The organism is Pseudomonas sp. P105 (assembly GCF_032614175.1).
Classification (GTDB): domain Bacteria; phylum Pseudomonadota; class Gammaproteobacteria; order Pseudomonadales; family Pseudomonadaceae; genus Aquipseudomonas; species Aquipseudomonas rhizophila.
Genome location: NZ_CP126693.1, coordinates 620,614 through 638,789, shown reverse-complemented (window position 1 = coordinate 638,789; position 18,176 = coordinate 620,614). Strand labels below are relative to the sequence as shown.

Sequence of the window (18,176 nt, the reverse complement as noted above, 5' to 3'; positions counted from 1 at the left end):
AAACGACCTTTAAGCGAGATATCATTCCGTTTATTCATGCTGGCCATGACCGGATAAGCAGCGCCACAAGAAATAAGGCCTCATCATGATCAATAAACGCTATTTGCCGTCGATCACGGCGCTACAGTGCTTCGAAGCGGTGACCCGACACCTGAGCTTCACTCGCGCCGCCGAAGAGCTGAACCTGACTCAGAGCGCCGTCAGCAAACAGGTCGCACAGTTGGAGGAACTGCTACAGCATTTGCTGTTTCGCCGCGTACGTCGACGCTTGCAGCTGACACCGGCCGGGGATTTGTACCTGGGGGAGGTACGAAAAATCCTTACGCAGGTGGAGATGTCGACCCACTACTTGCGCTCCTACGGCGGCGATACCGAAGTCCTACGGGTTTCCACACCGCCAACCTTCGGAGCTCGCTGGCTGGTCCCACGGCTCAAAGGCTGGCGCCTGCGGCACCCGAAAATTCATCTGGACCTGTGCAGCGAGCAGGAGGCCGACGACTTGCTTCAGGGGCGCAGCGACCTGGCATTCTATTTCGGCCAGGGCTCACGGCCCGGCGCCGAATCCCTGAAACTGTTCGGCGAAGAGCTGGTGCCGGTCTGCGCGCCTGGCAATCTGCCGGCCCAGCCCTTCAGCGACCCGACGCAACTGACCGATCTGGTGCTGCTGCAAAACGCCTCACGCCCCCAGGCCTGGCACGACTGGTTCGCCAGCCAGGGTTATCACACCGAACACAGCTACCACGGGCCGCGCTTCGAAACGTTCTACATGTGCATCCGCGCCGCCCAGGTTGGCTGCGGCGTCGCCCTGCTGCCGCGGTTTCTGGTGGAAGAAGAACTGGCTGACGGCAAGCTGGTGATCCCCTGGCACTATGCGATGCCCAGTACCGATGCCTATTACCTGGCCTATCCTGAACATTCGGCGGAAGTGCCCAAGGTCAGGCTTTTTGTGGAGTGGATGCTGGAGCAGAACGAGGTTTCGATGGCACCTTGAGCTTACCCGCGATGAGGCCCGTTGGCCTATCCAGACACTCCAGCGGGGTACCTGTTGCTAAAAAATCGCTGGCAATACTCACCACGGTTATGCGCCACTAGCCCCTTCACCACCAACCGCTGCACCCCGCTGCCCGCCGCAGCGGCCTGTCTGGAGATTCCCGCCATGAGCGAGAGTGTATTTGCCGATCGCATCGTGCAGAACCTGCTCGACACCGACTTCTACAAACTGACGATGATGCAGGCGGTGCTGCACAACTACCCCAACGTCGAAGTCGAATGGGAATTTCGCTGCCGCAACAGCGAGGACCTGCGCCCCTATCTGGCGGAGATCCGCTTTCAGATCGAACGCTTGGCCGAGCTGAGTCTGAGCGTCGACCAGTTGGGCTTCCTGGAGCGCATCAGCTTCCTCAAACCCGATTTCCTGCGTTTTCTGGGCCTGTTCCGTTTCAATCTGCGCTATGTGCACACCGGCATCGAGAACGGCGAGCTGTTTATCCGCCTGCGTGGGCCATGGTTGCATGTGATTCTGTTCGAAGTGCCGCTGCTGGCCATCGTCAGCGAGGTACGTAATCGCTATCGCTACCGCGAGATCGTTCTGGAGCAGGCGCGCGAACAGCTGTATCGCAAGTTCGACTGGCTGACCGCCAACGCCAGCGCCGACGAGTTATCCGAACTGCAGGTCGCGGACTTCGGCACCCGCCGGCGGTTTTCCTATCGCGTCCAGGAAGAAGTCGTCAACGTGCTCAAGCACGATTTCCCTGGACGCTTCGTCGGCACCAGCAATGTGCACCTGTCCCGCGAGCTGGACATGAAACCCCTGGGCACCATGGCCCACGAATGGATCATGGCCCATCAGCAACTGGGCCCGCGGCTGATCGACAGTCAGATCGCCGCCCTCGATTGCTGGGTGCGTGAGTACCGGGGCCTGCTGGGAATCGCACTGACCGATTGCATCACCATGGACGCTTTCCTCAAGGACTTCGATCTGTTCTTCGCCAAGCTGTTCGACGGCTTGCGCCATGACTCCGGGGACCCGGTCATCTGGGCCGAAAAAGCCATTGCTCACTACCACAAGCTCGGTATCGACCCGATGAGCAAGACACTGGTGTTCTCCGATAGCCTGACACTGCCCAAATGCCTGGAGATTTTTCGGGCATTGCGTGGTCGCATTAATGTCAGCTTCGGTATCGGCACCAACCTGACGTGTGACATCCCGGGTGTGGAGCCGATGAGCATCGTGCTTAAAATGATCAGCTGTGACGGGCAACCCGTGGCCAAGATTTCAGACGAGCCCGGCAAGACCCACTGCAAAGACCCGAATTTCGTCGCCTACATGCGACACGTTTTCCAAGTACCTGCCGCCCTTTGACACACCAAGCAAGGAGTGAATTCATGCAAGCCGTACAGCGTGAGATTGCTGAACAGCTCAAGGTTCAGCCACCGTTCGCCGATGACGCTGCCCTCAAGGCCGAAGTCGCTCGTCGGGTGGGCTTTATCCAGGATTGTCTGGTCAACTCCGGACTCAAGACCCTCGTACTGGGCATCAGCGGCGGGGTCGATTCGCTGACCGCCGGCCTGCTGGCCCAACGCGCAGCGCGTGAACTGCGGGAGAAAACCGGCAACGCCGCCTACAAGTTCATTGCCGTGCGCCTGCCGTACGAAACCCAGTTCGACGAACATGAAGCCCAGGCCTGCGTGGACTTCATCGAGCCGGACGAGCGCCATACCGTCAACATCGGTCCGGCAGTCAAGGCACTGGCCAAGGAAGTGCTGGCGTTCGAAGGCAAAGGGCCGGGCTCCCGGGATTTCGTGCTGGGCAATACCAAGGCGCGGATGCGCATGGTGGCGCAGTACACCATCGCCGGTGCCGAGCAAGGCCTGGTCATCGGCACCGACCATGCGGCCGAAGCCGTGATGGGTTTCTTCACCAAGTTCGGTGACGGCGCCTGTGACCTGGCCCCGTTGAGCGGCCTGGTGAAAAACCAGGTCCGGGCTATTGCCCGAGACTTCGGCGCGCCGGAATCGCTGGTGGAAAAAGTCCCCACTGCCGACCTTGAGGACCTGTCGCCCGGCAAGCCCGACGAAGCCGCCCACGGCGTGACCTATGGCGAGATCGATGCGTTCCTGCATGGGCTGCCGGTGCGCGAAGAAGCCGCTCGAATCATTTGCGAGACCTATCGCAAGACCGAGCACAAGCGGGTGATGCCGTACGCGCCGTGACCGGCAATCCCTGTGGGAGCGAGCCTGCTCGCGATAGCGGTGGGTCAGTTTGCATTGATGTTGAATGTGCTGCCGTCATCGCGAGCAGGCTCGCTCCCACAGGATGTGCGGTTATTGGCGAGGCACAAAAAAGCGCCCTGAAACGGGCGCTTTTTTTATGCCTGATGTGATTACTTCAGGGTAACCGTGCCTTTCATCATCGAGATGTGGCCCGGGAACGAGCAGAAGAAGCCGTATTTCTCATCGGCGCTCAGTTTCGATACATCGAAAGTCACCGAGTCCTTCTCCTTGGCCCCAATGAGCTTGGTGTGAGCGATGATGCGCGCATCGCCTTCTTTCAGGTAGTTCTTGTCGATGCCGGCTGCCAGGCCATCGGTAGCAATCGGCTGCATGTCAGCCTCTTTGCTCAGTACCCAGTTATGGCCCATGACGTTCTTCGGCAAGCTGCCTGAGTGAGTCAGTTCAACGGTGAAGGTCTTGCAGCTCTTGTCGATCTCGATGGCCTTGGTGCTGAAGGACATCTGGTCGGTCGAGTCGATGGTGGTCTTGCACTCGGCTGCCATCAGCTGGCTGCTGGCCAGCGTCAACAGGGATACTGCAGCAAGTTTGGCAAACATGGTGAATCTCCAAGGCATGGTTAGAAAAATTCCGTCAATGGGGAAGACTGCCTGAATTTCAGACAAGTTCCTATGACCTGAGTCAAAGATTGTATACAACTTAAGGCTATCAGCCTGATGAGCATAATCAACCAGCCAAAGGTATGAGGCGGCCATATGATCAGCTCCATCACCTCTCTGGAGTACCGCATCATGAACCTCAACAGCCTGCTGTGCAGCTTGCTTGCCGCCTACGCCTGCGGTGCCAGTGGCACCTACGAAAAACCCCGGCGCGAGGTTTAATTGCTTTGCGCAGCCAAAGCCAGGCTTTACTCTGGTCCAGTTACTGACCACGGAGTAAGGCATGTCTTTAGCGTCTGTTTGTGTATTTTGCGGCGCCAGCACCGGTAGCCACCCAGCCTATCGTGAAGCGGCGCAGGCCTTGGGGCGTGCGTTGGCAGAACGAAAACTGACCCTGGTCTATGGCGGCGGCGCGGTCGGCTTGATGGGCATCGTCGCCGATGCGGCCCTGGCGGCCGGCGGCGAAGTGATCGGTATCATCCCGCAGAGCCTCAAAGACAAGGAAATCGGCCACAGCGGCCTGACCCGCCTGGAAGTGGTGGACGGCATGCACGCCCGCAAGGCACGCATGGCTCAGCTCAGCGATGCCTTCATCGCCCTGCCCGGCGGCCTTGGCACGCTGGAGGAGTTGTTCGAAGTCTGGACCTGGGGCCAGCTCGGCTATCACAGCAAACCGCTGGGGCTGCTGGAAGTGAACGGTTTCTACAGCAAACTCACCGGTTTTCTTGATCATATCGTCGGCGAAGGCTTCGTCCGTGGGCCCCACCGTGACATGCTGCAAGTGAGCGAATCACCCCACCACCTGCTCGATGCGCTGGACGAATGGCAACCGTCGGTGCAGCCAAAGTGGGCCGAACAAAAACCCAGCTAACGGCTCGACCCCGATACAGGGCAGAATACGCGCCGCTCAACCTCACCTTCGACCCCAGAGGATCGCCCATGGCCAAACCCAATTATTCCTTCGCCAAACGTCAGAGAGACTTGGCCAAGGAGCAGAAGAAAGAGGAAAAGCTTCAGCGCAAGAAAGCTACCGCTGAAGAAGAAGCAGCAGCACTGACCCCGGATACCGAAGGCGACGTGGCAGCAGACGTAGATGTTGATGCACCGAAAGATCAGACGCCCGACGCCTGATACCCTCAGGGCCCGATGATCTGATCCGGCCCCCCGGTTCTGTGTCCAGGGTCGGCAGCCTCGCTGCCGGCCCTCACAGCCCAGTCCGTTCCCACACTGGGATCTGTTTACGATTCAAGCGGCATCACCGTCACCCGCACTTCGGGGTCATGATCACCGCCGCCCAGAATGACTCCCCGCAACGGCGACACATCGGAAAAATCCCGGCCCCAGGCCAATGTGATGTGTTCCAGCGCCGGCTGAACGTTGTTGGTCGGGTCGAAGTCCACCCAGCCCAGCACCGGGCAAAACACCGAGATCCAGGCGTGCGAGGCATCGGCACCGATCAACCGTGGCTGACCCGGCGGCGGTTGAGTCAACAGGTAGCCGCTGACGTAACGCGCCGCCAACCCGCGGGAGCGCACGCAGGCCAGCATCAGGTGAGCAAAGTCCTGGCAAACGCCCCGCCGCCGTTCCAGCACCTCCACCAGCGGCGTTGCCACCTGGGTGGCTTCGGCATCGAAGGTGAACTCCTCGAATATCTTCTCCATCAGCGCCCGCACGCCGAGCATCAATGGGCGCCCCGGCGCGAAACAGCTTTCGGAAAACTCGACAAAGCTGCGCTTGAGGTGCACATAGGGTGACTCGAAACGATAGCGGCACGCATCCAGCAATGGAGCAGCCAGTGGCCGGCCGCTGTAGGTCAACGCATGGCAGGTTGACTCCCAGGCAGGGGACAAACTGAAGTCCAGCACAGGACGCGCCAACACTTCCACGCTCAGACGCGCGTTGACCAGCAACTCGTCATGGGGCCGTTCGAACGCCAAGCGGGTCAGTGGGTTGCCGAACACATCCAGCTCATCGCGGCGGGTCGTCGGCTCCGGGCTGATCAACAACTGCTGCTCGGTGCACCGCTGCCACTCACAGGGGCGCGGCCACAGGTGAGCAAGCTGCTGGGCCAGGGATACCGGGCTGTCGTAATGGTAGTGGGTGTCGTGGAATATCTGGTAACGAGCGCTCATCAGACGGACACCGTACGCTGGCTGACGTCATCGACGTGAGCGAAATGACGCAAGGCCAGGCGATCGGACACCTGGCCGCTGACGTCGGCCACTTCCTGCAACAGATCGGCCAAGCCATCGAGGGCTGCGCGCAGGCTGGCCTCGCCGAACAGCGGACTCTCCAGGCAACGCAGGTCAAAGCATGACAGGCGAGCGACCAGCTCTGGCAAGGCGGTTTCCCTGGGCGCGCCGAAGTCATCGTTCAAGCGCTTGAGGGTACGGGCCACCAGTTTCAACTGGAAGAGCACCGCGTGAGGGTTTTGTTCGTCCAGCAACAGCAGGTCGAGCACCGGAATCAACTGGGCCACCGCCAGGTAACGCGAACGATAGGTGATGCTGCTGTTGCCCAGTTCCAGCAACCAGTCCAGCCCCGCCTGATCGAACACCGCCTCGCCTCGCAGGAACGCCGCCAGGCTGCTGCTGAGAAATTGCAGGCGCTCCAGACGACGACCGATCATCAGGAAACGCCAGCCCTCGTCGCGGGTCATGTCGTCCAACGCGAATCCGGACAACGCCGCCAGGGACATCACCAAACGGTTGAGAAAATCCAGCAACTCACCGAAATCCGGCTCCGCGGTTTCTAGCTCCATGGCTTCGCGCTGCAGCTCCACCAGTGCCTGCCAGTTCTCCCGGGACAGCTTGCCGCGAACCTGGGAGGCCGCCCACTGCAATCGCTGCAGGTTGGAACGCAGGCTGAACGACCAATCGTCCCCCAACAAGGCCGCCAGCAGTCGCTCGGGCAGCTCGCCCTCCTCCGGCAACAGCATCAGGCTTTCCCCCAGGGATACCGCCGACTGCAGCGCTTGCGGGTCGTCGCCATCGACATAGCGCGCCAGCATGATCCGCAGCAGCCGCGCACTGTCGTCACAGCGCTCGCAGTAGCGACCGAACCAGAACAGATTTTCCACGACGCGGGACGGCAGATAGGGATCACGCCGAACCAGATCGTGGACGCCCACGGTTCGCTGGGCCTTCCATTGTTCGCCACTGGGCGGCTGTTCTCCCAAGACCCAAGTGTCCTTACTGGCGCCACCTCGCTGCATCGACACCACTTCGGCGTCGGCCTCGGCCGCCACGCGGGTCAGGCCGCCCGGCAGCACCCGATAGTCATCCTCCCCGGAAACGGCATACACGCGCATGCCGATGGCCCGCGGCTGAAGCTGACCGTCTTCGGCCTGCCAGACCGGTGCCTGGGACAGCTGCGCCAGTTCCTGGGCGACATAGGCGTAGGGACGCGCCTGCATGCGCGCGGCCAGAAGTGCACGCTGTTGTTCGTTCAGGTCGCGCCCCAATACCGGGCTGAAACTTTGGGAAGGAAACGCCGGTTTGATCAGCAAATGCGGCAGTTTTTCCAAGGCCTGGGCCAGCACCGGCGGCTCACCGCACCACCAGGTGGCGATGGACGGCAGTATCAGTTCCTCACCGAACAGAAACTGGCTGATCTTTGGCAAAAAGCCCAACAAGCCCGGTGATTCCAGCACGCCGCTGCCCAAGGCATTGGCCACCAGAACCCGGCCCTGGCGCACCGCCTCCAACAATCCCGGTACACCCAAGGCCGAATCGGTGCGCAGCTCCAACGGGTCGCAGAAATCATCGTCGAGCCGGCGCATGATGGCGTGAACCCGTCGTAGCCCGCTCAGGGTCTTGAGGTACACCGTGGCGTCGCGAACGGTCAGGTCGCTCCCTTCCACCAGCGGATAGCCCAGCTGGCGCGCCAGGTAAAGGTGTTCGAAATAGCTTTCGTTGAACCGTCCAGGCGTCAACAGCACCACCAGCGGCGACTCGCCATCACTGGGGGCCTGACGCGCAAGGGTCTGCTGCAAGGTGCGGAAGAAACCGGCCAGGTGCTTGACCTTCAGGTCACGATACAAGTCGGGAAAGGCGCGGGAGACGATCATGCGATTTTCCAGCGCATACCCGGCCCCCGAAGGCGCCTGGGTCCGATCCGCCGTGACCCACCAGCGACCGTCGGGCGTACGGGCCAGGTCCACGGCATACAGGTGCAGGAAAATGCCGTCCGGCGGCGTGATGCCCTGGCACGGCCAGAGAAAATTGTTGTGCCCGAACACCAGTTCCGCCGGCAGCAGCCCCTCACTGATCAGCCGTTGCGGCCCGTACAGGTCGGCCAGTACTGCGTTGAGCAAGCGTGCCCGCTGGGCGATGCCCGCCGACAGGTGCTTCCACTCCTGCGCATCGATCACGTGGGGCAGCAGGTCCAGCTCCCACGGCCGGTCGGCGCCCTTCGGGTCCGCATAGACGTTGTAAGTGACACCGTTTTCCTGGATCTGCCGGGCCAACAGTGCCTGACGCTGGAGCTGTTGGGCCGGCGTACTGCGCTGCAAATGGTCGAGCAGGCGGCGCCAGTGCCCGCGCACCGCGCCGCTGTCGTCCAACAGTTCGTGATAGGTGCCCGTCGTCAGCGGGTAACGGTCAAGCAGGTCAGGCATGGAAAGCTCGGCAGACAGCAATGAAACGTGAGACTAGCGCAAGCGCATGACACCCGGATAGTTGAAATATCCGGGTGTCGTGTACGACTTAGGGAGCGCTCTCAAAAACGTCGCAGATCGAGCGTGAGGGGAAACTCGTCGTCCACTGTCAGGTGAGGTATCGGAAGTTTCCCAGGCGTGTGTCCGAGACGGAAAAAACGCGCCATTCGCCGGCTCTCCGCCTCATTGGCATTCACCGGCAGGCTGTCGTAATTACGTCCCCCCGGATGGGCCACATGATACTGGCACCCCCCCACCGAACGTTGCGTCCAGGTGTCGAGTAAATCGAAGACCAACGGCGCATGGACCGCAATGGTCGGCTGCAGGCAGTTGGCCGGTTGCCAAGCGCGAAAACGCACCCCGGCGACAAATTCGCCGACCCGGCCGGTGGCTTGAAGCGGCACCGGAACACCGTTGCAGGTCAGCAGATACCGTTGCGGCGCCAGGCCGCTAAGCTTGACCTGCAAACGTTCAAGAGAAGAGTCCACATACCGCACGGTGCCGCCCGCTGCCCCCTCTTCTCCCAGTACATGCCAGGGTTCAAGGGCCTGGCGCAATTGCAGTTCGATGCCGCTGACCGCGTAATCACCCACCTTGGGAAAACGAAACTCCAGGTGCGCGGCGAACCATTCGGCCCGCAGCGGGTAACCGGCGGCGTTCAGTTCATTGATGACGTCGGCAAAATCCTGTTCGATAAAATGCGGCAACAGGAAGCGGTCATGCAGTTCGGTCCCCCACCGCGCCAGCTTCGCAGGCAGGTAGGGCTCACGCCAGAACCGCGCCACCAGCGCCCGCAGCAATAGCTGCTGGGCCAGGCTCATCCGGGCGTGGGGCGGCATTTCAAAAGCCCGCAGCTCCAATAGACCGAGACGCCCGGTGGCGCCGTCCGGCGAATAGAGCTTGTCGATGCAAAATTCGGCACGATGGGTGTTGCCGGTCACGTCGATCAACAGATTGCGCAACAGCCGATCAACCAGCCAGGGCGGGCACTCTTCGCCAGGTTGCGGCATTTGTGCGAAGGCAATTTCCAGCTCATACAACGCATCGTTGCGCGCTTCGTCCACCCGGGGCGCCTGGGACGTCGGTCCGATGAACAAGCCGGAAAACAGGTAGGACAACGACGGGTGGTTATGCCAGTAGCTGATCAGACTGCGCAGCAGGTCAGGGCGCCGTAGAAAGGGAGAGTCGGCCGGGGTTGCGCCCCCCAGTACGAAATGGTTGCCACCACCGGTGCCGGTGTGCCGACCGTCGATCATGAATTTCTCGGTGGTCAGCCGGGTCTGTCGCGCCTCTTCGTAAAGAAACTCGGTGCGCTCGACCAGTTCATCCCAGGTCGCGGACGGCTGCACGTTAACCTCGATCACACCCGGATCGGGGGTGATGCGAAAGTTACTCAGGCGCGGGTCGCTCGGTGGCTCGTAGCCTTCCAACAGTACCGGGCAATGCAGCTCCTCGGCTGTCGCCTCGATGGCGCTGACCAGTTCCAGATAATCCTCGACCCGCTCCAGGGGCGGCATGAACAGGTACAAACGCCCCTCGCGAGCCTCGGCACAAAACGCCGTGCGGGTCAGCCAGTCGGCGGATTCGTCGATCTGCGGGGCACGATCCTGCTCGGTTGCCGGCTCACCATGACGGGCCAGGCGTTCGGCATCGGGCAGCGCCGGCAGGTCCTGGTTCGGGTCGGTGGGATGAATGAAAGGGTATTCGGCCGCTGTCACCCAGGGCTGGGAAGCCAATGGCAGGCGGTAGCCCAAGGGCGAATCCCCCGGAACCAACCGGCAGTGACTATTGCGCAGGTACCATCGACCGCTTTGCCATTGATCGCCCTTGGCGGTACGCGCCAGCGGCAGGACCTGCCCGATCACTTTGTCCAGGCCCTGACTGAAGACCTTGCGCAACCGTTCCCGCTCCAAAGCATCTTCCAGGCGGGGGTCCTGGGCCGTGACGTTCGATGGCAATGCACCTTCGCGCCAGAGGTAATAGAAATTGTCCTCGTAGGCTGGGAACACGAATCGCGCAGGAATTTTCAAACGCTCGGCAACGCTTGTCAGAAAGCGCCCGGCCATTTCGCCGTCGGCGCCGTAGTCCTGCTGCTCGTCAGCGATCAACGCGCTGTTGTGCCAGATCGGCACTCCGTCACGCCGCCAATAGCAGTTGAGCGACCAGCGCGGCAACTGCTCACCGGGGTACCACTTGCCCTGGCCAAAATGCACAAGCCCCTGGGGCGCATAATGCTTGCGCATGCGCTGGAACAGCTCGGCGGAGAGGCGACGTTTGTCCGGCCCCAGCGCGGCGGTGTTCCATTCGGCGCCGTCCGGGTCATCAATCGAGACGAAGGTCGGCTCGCCCCCCATGGTCAGGCGCACATCGCCTTCCAGCAGGTCGGCATCAATTTTCCGGCCCAACGCCTGAATCGCCAGCCACTGCTCTTCGGTGTAGGGCTTGGTGACCCGTGGCGCTTCCCAGATCCGCTCGACGGACATTTCGTGGCTGAATTCGCACTCGCACGGTTCCACCAAGCCACTGATGGGCGCCGCCGAGGACGGATCGGGACTACAGGCCAACGGGATATGCCCTTCACCGGCGAACAACCCGGACGTCGCATCCAGGCCGATCCAGCCGGCACCGGGCAGGTAGACCTCGCACCAGGCATGCAAGTCGGTGAAATCCACCTCGGTACCGGACGGACCGTCGAGGCTTTTCACGTCGGCGGTCAACTGGATCAGGTAACCGGAAACGAACCGCGCGGCCAGGCCAAGGTTGCGCAACAACTGCACCAGCAACCAGGCCGAGTCGCGGCAGGATCCGGACGCATGCTCCAGGGTGTGCTCCGGGGTCTGGACGCCCGGTTCCATACGGATCAGGTAGTTGATGTCTTCGCTCAGGCGCTGGTTGAGCGCCACCAGGAAATCCACCGCCGGCAACGGCGTGCGGTCGATGCCGTCCAGATAGGCCTGGAATCTCGGCGTCAACGGCAGGGTTTCAAGGTAAGGCGCCAACTCCTTGCGCTCGTCGGCGGCATAGGTGAACGGGATTTTTTCCGCGTAGGGTTCCAGGAAAAAGTCGAACGGATTGAACACCGCCATTTCAGCCAGCAGATCGACCTCAATGCGCAGCTCCCGGGTTTTCTCGGGAAACACCAACCGCGCCAGGTAATTGCCCTGGGGATCCTGCTGCCAGTTGATGAAGTGCTGGTCAGGCGCGACCTTCAGCGCATAAGAAAGAATCCGCGTGCGGCTGTGGGCCGCCGGGCGCAGGCGAACGATCTGCGGACCGAGCTCGACAGCGCGGTCGTATCGGTAATGCGTGACATGGTGCAATGCGACGTGAATCGACACGACGTACCTCCTGCGAGCCTGGGCGTTATCGAAAGCGGCGCAAGACTTATGCCATGCAGGCAAGCCGGACACTTTCTTCGTCTACTCAAGGCAGTAGAGCACTAAAAGCGCGCGATGCTCGCATTCGGGTGCAAAGCTAAGCACATAAATGTGGCAGCGGTGGTAGCGAATCGACTCAACGCCGTGAGCGGGAGGCTTTGGCGGCTTGGATGGAGAGTTCGCGCTGGCGGCGGACTTCTACCAGTTTGCTGCGCATTTCGCGGTGACGTTTGCTGTTGAGCAATAGCAGCCCGAGCAATGGAAAAAACAGACCCGCCGCATAAACGAATCGATTCGGGCGATAACCAATAGTCGGCAAGACACACAACAGACAGGCCACAAAGAGCCCGGCAAACACCCAGACCCAACCCGCTCTGCCGCGCGCGACCATAAAGTTGCTATGGACCAGAACCAACGTACAAATAGCAATGCATACAGCGGAAATTTTCGCTTGGCTCGACAACGTAGCGCGCACAAAAAAACTGTCGAGAAGAGCAAAGAGTGCGAGTAAACACGATATTTTCGCCACGAATATCGTTGCGATGAAGGTCGGAAAGTAGCGCTTCATAAAATGGATGAAAGTCGGATAGTTTTCCATCTAGCGTCCTTTCCTTTTCTTCTGCAGACGGACGGCAGACCTCATCGCCATACGCTCCTCGCGCAACTCCAACAATTTCTGGCGCATCTCTCGATGGCGCTTACTGTTGAGCAATAGCAGCCCCAGCAACGGGAACAACAACCCCGTCACATAGGCAAAAGGATGCGGCTTGTAGCCGTAGGTGGGGAGGACCGTGAAGAGACACGCCAGATAGAACACAACGATGGCACGAACACCCCATGACCGCCCCCTGATCATGACGAAATGGCTCAACGCCAAGAGCAGAGAGAGGATCAACGCAACCAGAAAAGAATACTTGGCCCGTTCAGGATCGCCTCGAAAGTAAGTGCTAGAGACTAATGAAATTGAAGCGGAAACCGCGAAACAGGCTAGAAAAAAAGCGCAGATGAAGGTTGGAAAATAATGAGCGAGGAAAGCGTTCAATGAATGCTTGCGGTCCATTATTCAACTTCCTCATACAGCCCCACGGCAATTGTCTTCAGGTTCCCAGACAAGCTACTGCCCGTTAAGCCGATGGCGGCCCCCAGAGAGTCGCGAATCTGGGTCACGGTCGCGTGATTGATCTGGGTAGCCGTGAAACGCTTTGCAAGCGTCCCCGAACGCTGGCGAAGCTTCAATAGTTTGTTAGTCAGGCTTGGGTCCTTCAGTGTTAACAACTCTTTGGTCAATGCCTTTCTTTGCTGACGAGTCAAACCTTTGGAAAGCTCGTACCAACTCCTGCCAGTCGAGACCTTCCTCGCTTGCAAGAGTTTGAGCGTTGTTAAAGTGGATGCCCCGGCTCCCAGCAATGACGCGGCATCCAACACTGGCATTGCGTAGCGATACCAGTCCTCACTGTCCATATCATCATTAGCTGCTGGATCGTTGAGTTCGTTGTAGGTACGCATGCTCCCAACCACGCACTGCGCAGTACTGGCAGCGGCGGCGGTTGCCCCCACGGCTGTGACAACCAGGCTTGCACCCGCTGTAAATGGAACTGCGATCGTGCCACTGAAAACCACAATCCAGCCCAGAATGGCGCCAGCGCAGGATAACGTCGTATTGACAGCCTCTCCCACTAAACGAGACTCACGCGGGTTGTTCTTTACCTGATCAGCAAACTGAGCCGGCGCAATGTACTTCTGCGCCTCGCGCAAGATGATCCGCTTGGGCTTGATACTGCAAATCGGCTTGAACTCGCGCAGGGTCACCACGTTGAATTCGGCATCGATGTACACCACGCCAGCGCCGACGATACTGGGATCGGCGTCGATGGCCGCGAACAGGCGCGGCAGGTTGATCTGGCTTTCGATGCGTTGGCGGGCCATGAACTGGGAGGGGCTGTAGTCCATGCCGATACCCGGTAAAGGGGTACTCATATGAATCGTCCTTGAAAATCCGAGGGTGAGAACTTTATTGCCTGTGTGGCCGTGATTGCGGGCAAGCCGGGCTCTGCCAGGGCCAACACTGACATCTGTGGCGAGGGAGCAAGCTCCCTCGCCACAAGAGCGGTGTTTGGCTTTATTGCACGGAACTGACTGGCATTGGCGGTCGCCACGATAGCAAACGAGTAGCACAGCCGCTAGAAAGCAAAACGCCAGCTTTTAAGCTGGCGTTTGCAATGTGGCTTGGCGATCAGCGCGGTACGACTGGCTTGCGCGCCGGTTTCGGCCCTTTGCCCTTGGCGGCGTCCTTGCGCTCCTTGGCGGCCTGCTGGTTGCGGGCGAATGCCGCGGCCTTGGCCTGCTCGCGCTTGTCCCACGGGTTGCCGCCGTCGCTGGCGCGCGGTGGCAGACCGGTGTGCTGGGTCAGGATCTTGGTGGTTTCCTTGCCTACCTTGTGGCTGCCAGCCGGCGTCGAGTTCTTGCGACGGGCGCTCTGGTAGCTGTCGGTGGCTGGCTGGTGCAACGGAATCAATTGATTCTTGCCCGGCCCGATCAGGTCGGCGCGGCCCATGCGGGTCAGCGCTTCGCGCAGCATCGGCCAGCCCTTGGGGTCGTGATAACGCAAGAAGGCCTTGTGCAGGCGGCGCTGCTCCTCGCTCTTGACGATGGTCACCGCGTCGCTCTTGTAGGTGACCTTACGCAGCGGGTTCTTGCCCGAATGGTACATGGCCGTGGCGGTGGCCATCGGCGACGGATAGAACGCCTGCACCTGGTCAGCGCGGAAACCGTTGCCCTTGAGCCACAGCGCCAGGTTCATCATGTCTTCGTCGGTGGTGCCCGGGTGGGCAGCGATGAAGTATGGAATCAGGTACTGCTCTTTGCCGGCTTCCTTGGTGTACTTCTCGAACATCCGCTTGAATTTGTCATAGCTGCCGATGCCCGGTTTCATCATCTGGTTGAGCGGACCTTCCTCGGTATGTTCCGGGGCGATCTTCAGGTAACCACCCACGTGGTGGGTCACCAGTTCCTTGACGTATTCCGGCGACTCGACCGCCAGGTCGTAACGCAGGCCGGAGGCAATCAGGATCTTCTTCACCCCAGGCAATGCCCGGGCGCTGCGGTACAGCTGGATGAGCGAAGAATGGTCGGTATTGAGGTTCGGGCAGATACCGGGGAACACACAGGATGGCTTGCGGCACGCGGATTCGATTTCCGGGCTCTTGCAGGCAATGCGGTACATGTTCGCGGTCGGGCCGCCGAGGTCGGAAATGACGCCGGTGAAGCCCGGGACCTTGTCGCGGATCTCTTCAATCTCGCGAATGATCGATTCTTCAGAGCGGTTCTGAATGATCCGGCCTTCGTGCTCGGTGATCGAGCAGAAGGTGCAGCCGCCAAAGCAGCCACGCATGATGTTCACCGAGAAACGGATCATCTCGTAGGCCGGGATCTTTTCCTTGCCATACGCCGGGTGCGGAACACGCGCGTAAGGCATGCCAAACACGTAGTCCATTTCCTCAGTGGTCATCGGAATGGGGGGTGGGTTGAACCAGACATCGACTTCACCATGCTTCTGCACCAGAGCACGGGCGTTGCCCGGGTTGGTTTCCAGGTGCAGCACGCGGTTGGCGTGAGCGTAGAGCACCGCGTCGCCACGAACCTTTTCCACCGACGGCAGACGAATCACGGTCTTGTCGCGAGTCATGCGCGGGCTCGCCAGAATCTGCACGACCTTGGCTTCGCTCGGGTCTTCAACCGGACCTTTCTCTTGCTCGATGGCGCAGGCAGCAGTGTCCTGGGTGTTCACATACGGGTTGATGATCTTGTCGATCTTGCCCGGGCGGTCGATGCGGGTGGAATCGACCTCGTACCAGCCTTGCGGGGTGTCGCGGCGGATGAACGCGGTGCCACGGACATCGGTGATGTCTTCAATCTTGTGGCCATAGGACAGGCGCTGGGCGACTTCGACAATCGCCCGCTCGGCGTTGCCGTAGAGCAGGATGTCGGCGCAGGCGTCGATCAGGATCGAGTTGCGCACCCGGTCCTGCCAGTAATCGTAATGGGCGATGCGGCGCAGGGAGGCTTCGATACCGCCGAGCACGATCGGCACATGCTTGTAGGCTTCCTTGCAGCGCTGGCTGTAGACCAGGCTCGCACGGTCCGGCCGCTTGCCCGCCATGCCACCCGGGGTGTAGGCGTCGTCGGAACGGATTTTCTTGTCGGCGGTGTAGCGGTTGATCATCGAGTCCATGTTGCCGGCCGCGACGCCAAAAAACAGGTTCGGCTCGCCGAGCTTCATGAAGTCGTCTTTGGACTGCCAGTTTGGCTGGGCAATGATCCCGACGCGAAAGCCCTGGGCTTCCAGCAGCCGACCGATGATCGCCATGCCGAACGACGGGTGATCGACGTAGGCATCACCGGTCACGATGATGATGTCGCACGAATCCCAGCCGAGCTGATCCATCTCCTCCCTGCTCATGGGCAGGAACGGCGCGGGGCCGAAACATTCGGCCCAGTACTTGGGATAGTCAAATAACGGCTTGGCTGCTTGCATGTCGATGACCGGTATAAAAGATGAAAAATCGCGGGCGCGGAATATAGCACAAAAATTAACCAATTCCGACGGCTATGGTCGGAAATCGGTGGCGCACCGCACATCAAATGTGGGAGCGAGCTTGCTCGCGAAAGGGCCAGCACATTCAATGCATGTGCTGACGGTTACACCGCTATCGCGAGCAAGCTCGCTCCCACAGGGGAAGTGCAACCTTCTGGAGAAGGGGCTCGCTCCCACAGGAGCCAAACAGGTTACTCATCATCATCAAAATTGTAGCTACCCGGCGCCAGGTTCTCGAATCGGGTGTATTTACCAATAAAGGCCAGGCGAATGAAGCCGATCGGGCCGTTACGCTGCTTACCGATGATGATTTCGGCGATGCCCTTGTGCTCCGTCTCCGGGTGGTACACCTCGTCACGGTAGACGAACATGATCACGTCGGCGTCCTGCTCGATCGCTCCGGATTCACGCAAGTCGGAGTTCACCGGGCGTTTGTTGGGGCGCTGTTCCAGGGAACGGTTCAACTGAGAGAGCGCCACCACCGGGCAGTTGAATTCCTTGGCCAGGGCCTTGAGGGAACGGGAGATTTCGGAAATCTCGTTGGTCCGGTTGTCGCCACTGGAGCCCGGAATCTGCATCAACTGCAGGTAGTCGATCATGATCAGCGCGATATCACCGTGCTCACGCACCAGGCGACGGGTCCGGGCGCGCATTTCCGAAGGGCTGATACCGGCAGTATCGTCGATGAACAGCTTGCGGTCGTTGAGCAGGTTGACCGCCGAAGTCAGGCGCGGCCAGTCGTCATCTTCCAGTTGGCCGGAACGGACCTTGGTCTGGTCGATACGTCCCAGGGACGAGAGCATACGCATGATCAGCGATTCACCTGGCATCTCCAGGGAGTACACCAGTACGGCCTTGTCGCTGCGCAGCACGGCGTTTTCCACCAGGTTCATCGCAAAGGTGGTTTTACCCATGGACGGACGGCCGGCGACGATGATCAGGTCCGATGGCTGCAGGCCGCTGGTCTTCTCATCGAGGTCGGTGTAGCCGGTGGACAGGCCGGTGATGGCGTTGTCGGTGTTGAACAGGGTGTCGATGCGGTCGATGGCCTTGGTCAGCAGATCGTTGACGCTCACCGGGCCACCGGTTTTTGGCCGGGCCTCGGCGATCTGGAAGATTTGCCGTTCCGCTTCATCGAGGATCTCGGCAGCGGTTCGGCCTTCCGGGTTGAAGGCGCTGTCCGCGATTTCGGTGCTGATACCGATCAATTGGCGCAAGGTCGCCCGTTCGCGCACGATCTGGGCATAGGCCTTGATGTTGGCGACAGACGGCGTGTTTTTTGCCAACTCACCCAGGTAACCGAGGCCGCCAACCTGAGACGTCTGGCCTTCCTTGTCCAATTGCTCGGCCAGGGTCACCACGTCGATCGGCATGTTCTGATCGGCCAATCTTGCGATGGCACGGAAAATCAGGCGGTGGTCATGTCGGTAGAAATCGCCGTCGGATACTTGATCGAGCACGCGTTCCCAGGCGTTGTTGTCCAGCATCAGACCACCGAGCACGGCCTGTTCGGCCTCGATGGAGTGCGGAGGCACCTTCAGGGCTGCGGTTTGCAGATCGTATTGCTCGGGAGCGGTGATTTCGTTCATGGCCACTTGATTCTTTTGGAAACGCAGGGGGTTTTGAAAATCAGCAATTGCAGAAAGACAAAGGGCACG

General features: G+C 60.3%; 15 protein-coding genes. 6 read left to right on the top strand and 9 right to left on the bottom strand.

The window, feature by feature from the left end; translation table 11 throughout:
- Positions 1-85: 85 nt before the first annotated feature.
- The 3 genes from QOM08_RS02720 (at position 86) to nadE (ending at position 3,213) form a co-directional block, all read left to right on the top strand.
- Complete coding sequence (locus QOM08_RS02720) at positions 86-991, top strand: LysR family transcriptional regulator (RefSeq protein ID WP_107321470.1); 906 nt, start codon at positions 86-88, stop codon at positions 989-991.
- Positions 992-1,156: 165 nt separating this feature from the next.
- Positions 1,157-2,362 carry a nicotinate phosphoribosyltransferase gene (pncB, locus tag QOM08_RS02715; protein WP_047227331.1) on the top strand — a complete coding sequence of 402 codons (1,206 nt, stop codon included), beginning with the start codon at positions 1,157-1,159 and terminating at the stop codon, positions 2,360-2,362.
- A gap of 23 nt (positions 2,363-2,385) precedes the next feature.
- The gene (nadE, locus tag QOM08_RS02710) at positions 2,386-3,213 is read left to right on the top strand and encodes an ammonia-dependent NAD(+) synthetase (RefSeq protein ID WP_047227330.1); all 828 of its coding nucleotides are present in this window, start codon (positions 2,386-2,388) and stop codon (positions 3,211-3,213) included.
- A gap of 170 nt (positions 3,214-3,383) precedes the next feature.
- On the opposite strand, the gene azu is transcribed toward nadE, so the two are convergent.
- The gene (gene azu, locus QOM08_RS02705; protein WP_107321469.1) at positions 3,384-3,830 is read right to left on the bottom strand and encodes an azurin; all 447 of its coding nucleotides are present in this window, start codon (positions 3,828-3,830) and stop codon (positions 3,384-3,386) included.
- A gap of 156 nt (positions 3,831-3,986) precedes the next feature.
- On the opposite strand from azu, the gene QOM08_RS02700 reads away from it, so the two are divergent.
- From QOM08_RS02700 to QOM08_RS02690, 3 genes are all read left to right on the top strand, one after another.
- Positions 3,987-4,112 (top strand): hypothetical protein, encoded by a 126-nt coding sequence (locus QOM08_RS02700; protein ID WP_262927085.1) that lies wholly within the window; start codon positions 3,987-3,989, stop codon positions 4,110-4,112.
- Positions 4,113-4,173: 61 nt separating this feature from the next.
- A complete protein-coding gene (locus QOM08_RS02695) occupies positions 4,174-4,761 on the top strand; it encodes a TIGR00730 family Rossman fold protein (protein WP_107321468.1) in 588 nt (195 codons plus the stop codon).
- A gap of 68 nt (positions 4,762-4,829) precedes the next feature.
- Positions 4,830-5,021 (top strand): hypothetical protein, encoded by a 192-nt coding sequence (locus tag QOM08_RS02690; protein WP_047227327.1) that lies wholly within the window; start codon positions 4,830-4,832, stop codon positions 5,019-5,021.
- Between the two features lie 107 nt (positions 5,022-5,128).
- Here QOM08_RS02690 and QOM08_RS02685 read toward each other — a convergent pair whose 3' ends face one another.
- From QOM08_RS02685 to dnaB, 8 genes are all read right to left on the bottom strand, one after another.
- Complete coding sequence (locus tag QOM08_RS02685) at positions 5,129-6,022, bottom strand: transglutaminase N-terminal domain-containing protein (RefSeq protein ID WP_092395774.1); 894 nt, start codon at positions 6,020-6,022, stop codon at positions 5,129-5,131.
- Positions 6,022-8,508: a circularly permuted type 2 ATP-grasp protein gene (locus QOM08_RS02680; protein ID WP_316912530.1), complete on the bottom strand. Its 2,487-nt coding sequence runs from the start codon at positions 8,506-8,508 to the stop codon at positions 6,022-6,024. Before QOM08_RS02680 ends, QOM08_RS02685 begins: the two co-directional genes overlap by 1 nt.
- A gap of 101 nt (positions 8,509-8,609) precedes the next feature.
- Positions 8,610-11,885, bottom strand: coding sequence for a transglutaminase family protein (locus tag QOM08_RS02675; RefSeq protein ID WP_316912529.1), 3,276 nt, complete (start codon positions 11,883-11,885; stop codon positions 8,610-8,612).
- Between the two features lie 175 nt (positions 11,886-12,060).
- Entirely contained in the window at positions 12,061-12,522 is a 462-nt protein-coding gene (locus tag QOM08_RS02670) for a hypothetical protein (protein ID WP_047227323.1), read from the bottom strand.
- The gene (locus QOM08_RS02665; protein ID WP_316912528.1) at positions 12,523-12,984 is read right to left on the bottom strand and encodes a hypothetical protein; all 462 of its coding nucleotides are present in this window, start codon (positions 12,982-12,984) and stop codon (positions 12,523-12,525) included.
- Positions 12,984-13,901, bottom strand: coding sequence for a hypothetical protein (locus QOM08_RS02660; RefSeq protein WP_047227321.1), 918 nt, complete (start codon positions 13,899-13,901; stop codon positions 12,984-12,986). Before QOM08_RS02660 ends, QOM08_RS02665 begins: the two co-directional genes overlap by 1 nt.
- 256 nt (positions 13,902-14,157) lie before the next feature.
- Positions 14,158-16,458, bottom strand: a complete 2,301-nt coding sequence (locus QOM08_RS02655; RefSeq protein WP_047227320.1) for a YgiQ family radical SAM protein — start codon at positions 16,456-16,458, stop codon at positions 14,158-14,160.
- 251 nt (positions 16,459-16,709) lie between these two features.
- Positions 16,710-18,107 carry a replicative DNA helicase gene (dnaB, locus tag QOM08_RS02650; RefSeq protein ID WP_027911801.1) on the bottom strand — a complete coding sequence of 466 codons (1,398 nt, stop codon included), beginning with the start codon at positions 18,105-18,107 and terminating at the stop codon, positions 16,710-16,712.
- Positions 18,108-18,176: the final 69 nt, after the last annotated feature.

Coding starts and splice junctions, on each gene's coding strand:
- QOM08_RS02720 (WP_107321470.1), top strand. CDS start 86: ATGATCAATAAACGCTATTTGCCGTCGATCACGGCGCTACAGTGCTTC.
- pncB (WP_047227331.1), top strand. CDS start 1,157: ATGAGCGAGAGTGTATTTGCCGATCGCATCGTGCAGAACCTGCTCGAC.
- nadE (WP_047227330.1), top strand. CDS start 2,386: ATGCAAGCCGTACAGCGTGAGATTGCTGAACAGCTCAAGGTTCAGCCA.
- azu (WP_107321469.1), bottom strand. CDS start 3,830: ATGTTTGCCAAACTTGCTGCAGTATCCCTGTTGACGCTGGCCAGCAGC.
- QOM08_RS02700 (WP_262927085.1), top strand. CDS start 3,987: ATGATCAGCTCCATCACCTCTCTGGAGTACCGCATCATGAACCTCAAC.
- QOM08_RS02695 (WP_107321468.1), top strand. CDS start 4,174: ATGTCTTTAGCGTCTGTTTGTGTATTTTGCGGCGCCAGCACCGGTAGC.
- QOM08_RS02690 (WP_047227327.1), top strand. CDS start 4,830: ATGGCCAAACCCAATTATTCCTTCGCCAAACGTCAGAGAGACTTGGCC.
- QOM08_RS02685 (WP_092395774.1), bottom strand. CDS start 6,022: ATGAGCGCTCGTTACCAGATATTCCACGACACCCACTACCATTACGAC.
- QOM08_RS02680 (WP_316912530.1), bottom strand. CDS start 8,508: ATGCCTGACCTGCTTGACCGTTACCCGCTGACGACGGGCACCTATCAC.
- QOM08_RS02670 (WP_047227323.1), bottom strand. CDS start 12,522: ATGGAAAACTATCCGACTTTCATCCATTTTATGAAGCGCTACTTTCCG.
- QOM08_RS02665 (WP_316912528.1), bottom strand. CDS start 12,984: ATGGACCGCAAGCATTCATTGAACGCTTTCCTCGCTCATTATTTTCCA.
- QOM08_RS02660 (WP_047227321.1), bottom strand. CDS start 13,901: ATGAGTACCCCTTTACCGGGTATCGGCATGGACTACAGCCCCTCCCAG.
- QOM08_RS02655 (WP_047227320.1), bottom strand. CDS start 16,458: ATGCAAGCAGCCAAGCCGTTATTTGACTATCCCAAGTACTGGGCCGAA.
- dnaB (WP_027911801.1), bottom strand. CDS start 18,107: ATGAACGAAATCACCGCTCCCGAGCAATACGATCTGCAAACCGCAGCC.